This is a genomic window from Candidatus Caldatribacterium sp. (assembly GCA_014359405.1).
GTDB lineage: Bacteria > Atribacterota > Atribacteria > Atribacterales > Caldatribacteriaceae > Caldatribacterium > Caldatribacterium oleiphilum.
Map to the genome: position 1 here is coordinate 1 of JACIZN010000153.1, position 3,676 is coordinate 3,676.

General features: G+C 51.3%; 7 protein-coding genes. 2 read left to right on the forward strand and 5 right to left on the reverse strand.

The genetic code is table 11. The annotated features are described in order from the left end of the window. A partial coding sequence (locus tag H5U36_09595) for a YlbF family regulator (GenBank protein ID MBC7218362.1) occupies window positions 1–364 on the forward strand: 364 nt, incomplete at its 5' end. Here the strand turns inward: H5U36_09595 and H5U36_09600 are convergent. The 5 genes from H5U36_09600 to H5U36_09620 are packed head-to-tail and all read right to left on the reverse strand — an operon-like array spanning window position 328 to window position 3,113. After that, the gene (locus H5U36_09600) at window positions 328–1,095 is read right to left on the reverse strand and encodes a hypothetical protein (GenBank protein MBC7218363.1); all 768 of its coding nucleotides are present in this window, start codon (window positions 1,093–1,095) and stop codon (window positions 328–330) included. The genes H5U36_09595 and H5U36_09600 overlap by 37 nt on opposite strands. Then, window positions 1,092–1,994, reverse strand: a complete 903-nt coding sequence (locus H5U36_09605; GenBank protein ID MBC7218364.1) for a serine acetyltransferase — start codon at window positions 1,992–1,994, stop codon at window positions 1,092–1,094. The genes H5U36_09600 and H5U36_09605 overlap by 4 nt, the downstream gene beginning before the upstream one ends. A gap of 9 nt (window positions 1,995–2,003) precedes the next feature. Beyond that, a complete protein-coding gene (locus H5U36_09610) occupies window positions 2,004–2,231 on the reverse strand; it encodes a zf-HC2 domain-containing protein (GenBank protein ID MBC7218365.1) in 228 nt (75 codons plus the stop codon). Continuing rightward, window positions 2,210–2,803 (reverse strand): sigma-70 family RNA polymerase sigma factor, encoded by a 594-nt coding sequence (locus H5U36_09615; GenBank protein ID MBC7218366.1) that lies wholly within the window; start codon window positions 2,801–2,803, stop codon window positions 2,210–2,212. The genes H5U36_09610 and H5U36_09615 overlap by 22 nt, the downstream gene beginning before the upstream one ends. 7 nt (window positions 2,804–2,810) lie before the next feature. Then, entirely contained in the window at window positions 2,811–3,113 is a 303-nt protein-coding gene (locus H5U36_09620; GenBank protein MBC7218367.1) for a hypothetical protein, read from the reverse strand. 114 nt (window positions 3,114–3,227) lie between these two features. Between H5U36_09620 and H5U36_09625 the strand changes: the two genes are divergently transcribed. Further along, on the forward strand, window positions 3,228–3,676 hold a 449-nt coding region (locus tag H5U36_09625), incomplete at its 3' end, for a ferritin family protein (GenBank protein MBC7218368.1).

Sequence of the window (3,676 nt, forward strand, 5' to 3'; positions counted from 1 at the left end):
TGCCATTCGGTCACTTGTGGAGCAGATTGTTTGCACGCAGCCCTTTCAGGATTTTGAGAATACCCGATCCTTGCTCTCGAGAGATACCGAGGCCTTGCGGCTTCTTGAGCGTCTTGAAGAAGAACAGAGGTCCCTGAGTCGTATTGCTCTCCAGAGGGATCTCGTTGACGAGGATTTTGTCGGTATCGAGCAAGCACGCCAGGAAGCCCTCTCGAACCCGGTCATCCTTGCCTACTTTCAGGCTCAGGATCGCCTTGTCTCTCTCCTCCAGGAAATCAACAACGAGATGAGCAGCCTCTTGGGTTTTGATTTTGCATCTTCTGCCGCTCAGCCGGAGAGAGAGCTCGAAGAGGGCTGGGAGTAGATTTCCTCTTCGAAGCGCAAAAGAAGCACCCGTTCCTTTCCCATGTAGGGAATGCCTTCAGAGAGGGTCCTTCGTTCGTCGAATTGGAAGCTCCGGCACTCGTCTGGAGGCGAAAATGAATCGGGGATGGCAAGCCCAGCATAGAGGGCATGCCATCCCATTTCTTTGAGCTTCCGTGCCACAGAAGGGTCGCAGATGGCTTCCACATCTTGATGCTTTTTTATGACACTGCAACGTCCGGAAGTGATGTCTTCACCCCAGAAACTCCTCCCCGGTTCGAAGAAGGAACAGAAACGACAGCAGTCAAGACGGGTCTGGCAGCGGGGACACACCACAGGTCTTTTCCGCACTCCAAGAGATTCATTCGGAAGCACCTTGAGAACTTCCGGGATTTCTACCTGGCAGTAGGGGCAAAGGAGCGAACTGGGTCGAGAAACCCGGGTCATTGCTCGAGAACGGGCAAGAAACTGTGCTTTCTCCTGAGGAGTGAGTTCGAGTCTCGGCTGCAGTTTCCAGAAAAACACGGGAAAGTGGAAGGCGGCAACAAGTCCGTAACCGAGGCTTCGAAAAAGAGAGGCTTTTCTCTGGTAAGAGAAACGCGCAAACCGGAAAACTGTGTACCCAAAGATGGAGAGCCAGGTTATGCCGACAACAAAAGAAACAGAACGAGGCAGGAGAATACCAACGACCACAAGGGCAAGGAAGAACACAAAGTGTACGAGAAAGCTCATCGTGGTCGGTTCTCGAGGATCCTGAGGCGTGGTTCCTCAATGACAACTTTCGTGTTCGGAGGGATGGAGTGCGTGAGCCAGACGTTCCCTCCAATAACACTTCCACTTCCAATAATTGTTTCTCCGCCAAGAATTGTTGCTCCAGCGTAGATGGTCACATTGTCCTCGATGGTTGGGTGACGCTTCTTTCCCCGAATGATTTTTCCCCGCTCGTCTTTTGGGAAGGAGAGAGCACCCAGTGTAACACCCTGGTAGATCTTCACGTTGTCCCCTATTTCACAGGTCTCGCCGATAACCACTCCGGTTCCGTGATCGATGAAGAAGCTGCGACCGATCTTTGCCCCGGGATGGATGTCGATGCCGGTGATGCTGTGGGCGTACTCGGTCATCATTCTCGGAATGAGGGGAATGCCCTGAACGAAGAGTTCGTGAGCCATGCGGTAAATGGAGATGGCAATGACACAGGGATAGCTCAAGATAACTTCCTCGATGCTTTTTGCCGCTGGGTCTCCATCGAAGGCAGCCTGGACATCCTCGTCAAGCATTTCCCGGATGAGGGGAAGTTTCTCAAAAAAGCGCTCCGTCTCCTGATGTGCTCGCTCCTCACAGGATAAGGGAGTACCCTCCAGGGCCTTGGGATCGCTGCGAAGGGCTTTCTCAATTTCTCGCCGCAGTTCTACGAAGAGCCGGCTGAGTTTGCATCCCACGACGTACTCCACGTTGGCCCAACAGAGACGGGTATTTCCAAGGTATCCCGGAAAAAGGAGTTCCCGGAGTTCTTCCGTTATTCGGATGACGTTCTCCCGAGAGGGGAATTCCCGCTCTTCGCTGCAGGTAATGCGTGGAGTTTTGCGGTAATTCTCTACCAGGGCCTTAGTCAAACGCTCTATGCCCTCCATAGACTCACCTCAGAACTGGGCGATGACACTTTCTATGCGGCTGATGAGTGCCTCTGGAACGCTATCGTTTCTTCCGTTGTAACGAACCATTTCCCAGAGCAACCGTTCGAATTCATACCGTTCACAGCATTTCCGGCAGAGCTCCAGGTGCTCCTCTATGGCTTTTCGTTCCTCCTCGGTAAGGACCTCTCCGTCGAGGTAGAAGTAGAGCTTTTCTACAAGGTCTTTGCAGTCCATCCTTTCTCATTCTCCTTTTCAAGGGAGGTTTTCTTGGTGGAGTATTCCCAAAGGAGTTTCTGGAGAAGTTTCCGTCCCCGGTGGAGGCGAGACATAACGGTGCCGATGGGAATGTCGAGGATTTCTGCCGTTTCCTTGTAAGAAAATCCCTCGACAAGGGTGAGAACAACTACCGCACGGAACTCAAGCGGCAGGGATTCTATGGCTCGAAGGATGTCCTCCCGGGTGAGAGTATTAAGGAGTGCTTCTTCAGGAGTTATCCCCTCGAAGGGAGGCTGGAAGGAGGTTTCTTCTTCCATCTCTTCAAGAGAGGGGACTTTTTGCCGATCCCGGAGACGATAATAGTCGTTGATAAAGGTATTGGTGAGGATTTTGAAGATCCAGGCTCGGAAGTTCGTTCCTTCTTCGAAACGATCAAAGGCTGCAAAAGCCTTGGTCACAGCCTCTTGCACGAGGTCTTCGGCGTCTTCACGATTTCGGGTCATGCGAAGGGCCGTGCGGAAAAGAGCTGGAAGCTCCGGGGTAAGGAGTTCCTGGAAGATTTTCTTTTGTTCCTCTTTTGTTCGCACCATACGCACCTCAGACATCCTTGAGAAAGTCTGCATTCTTCAGCTTTTCGAGTTCTCTATGGAACTCGATGACCTCATCGATGGTGATCTGGCCGCGAGGAGACTCCTTTTTCCCTTTCCTTAGGATTCTGGCTACGTCCTCGATCTTTTCGAGATTAAAGGTTACCTCTCCGAAATCACGGCAATAGGGGCAAATGTAACGGATGTACGCCAGACCACGATACGCCGGTATTTTGTAAATGCCTATTTCGGTCACATCTTCAGGACCGATAAGGGTTTTACACTGCTTGCATTTGAGAGGCAGCTCGTGCATTCTTTCCTCCTCTTACCTTTTTGGAATATTCTATCAACGAGCTGCGAATAAAACAAGTTACGGAATGGTTGGAAAGGGGAGAAGAAGCAGGTGACACGAAAAGGAGGCGATACTGTGACGCTTGAGGCTATTTTTGAGTTTGCCCTTAAAATGGAAGAGGACGGGCGGAGATTCTATCTTGACGGGGTTTCCCGGGTGGTTAACGCTTTGAGCAAGGAGGTTCTGAAGCGCCTGGCAGATGAAGAGCTCATTCATATTGAACGGATCCAGCAAGGATACGAGCGCATCCGAAAAGGTGAACAGTTCGTCTTTGAGAGCTGGGGTGGCATTCGTAAATCGACTCAGGAGTATTTCGAGAACATTTTTACCGAAGCTCAGAAGCATGCTGAGGAACTCATCCCTCCAACAAGTGAAGAGTTTGACGTTTTAAAGACTGCCATGGACCTTGAGTCCAAGGCCCACAAGTTCTACGCCGAGAAGAAGAGAGAGGTTGAGGACAAAGACGCACAGGATTTCCTCGATTTCCTGGCCTCTGAGGAGTACCGTCACTACAACCTCCTCTT

Excerpts from the sequence above, each read along its gene's own strand:
- H5U36_09620 (MBC7218367.1), bottom strand. The coding sequence starts at position 3,113 with ATGCACGAGCTGCCTCTCAAATGCAAGCAGTGTAAAACCCTTATCGGT.
- H5U36_09605 (MBC7218364.1), bottom strand. The coding sequence starts at position 1,994 with ATGGAGGGCATAGAGCGTTTGACTAAGGCCCTGGTAGAGAATTACCGC.
- H5U36_09610 (MBC7218365.1), bottom strand. The coding sequence starts at position 2,231 with ATGGACTGCAAAGACCTTGTAGAAAAGCTCTACTTCTACCTCGACGGA.
- H5U36_09615 (MBC7218366.1), bottom strand. The coding sequence starts at position 2,803 with ATGGTGCGAACAAAAGAGGAACAAAAGAAAATCTTCCAGGAACTCCTT.
- H5U36_09600 (MBC7218363.1), bottom strand. The coding sequence starts at position 1,095 with ATGAGCTTTCTCGTACACTTTGTGTTCTTCCTTGCCCTTGTGGTCGTT.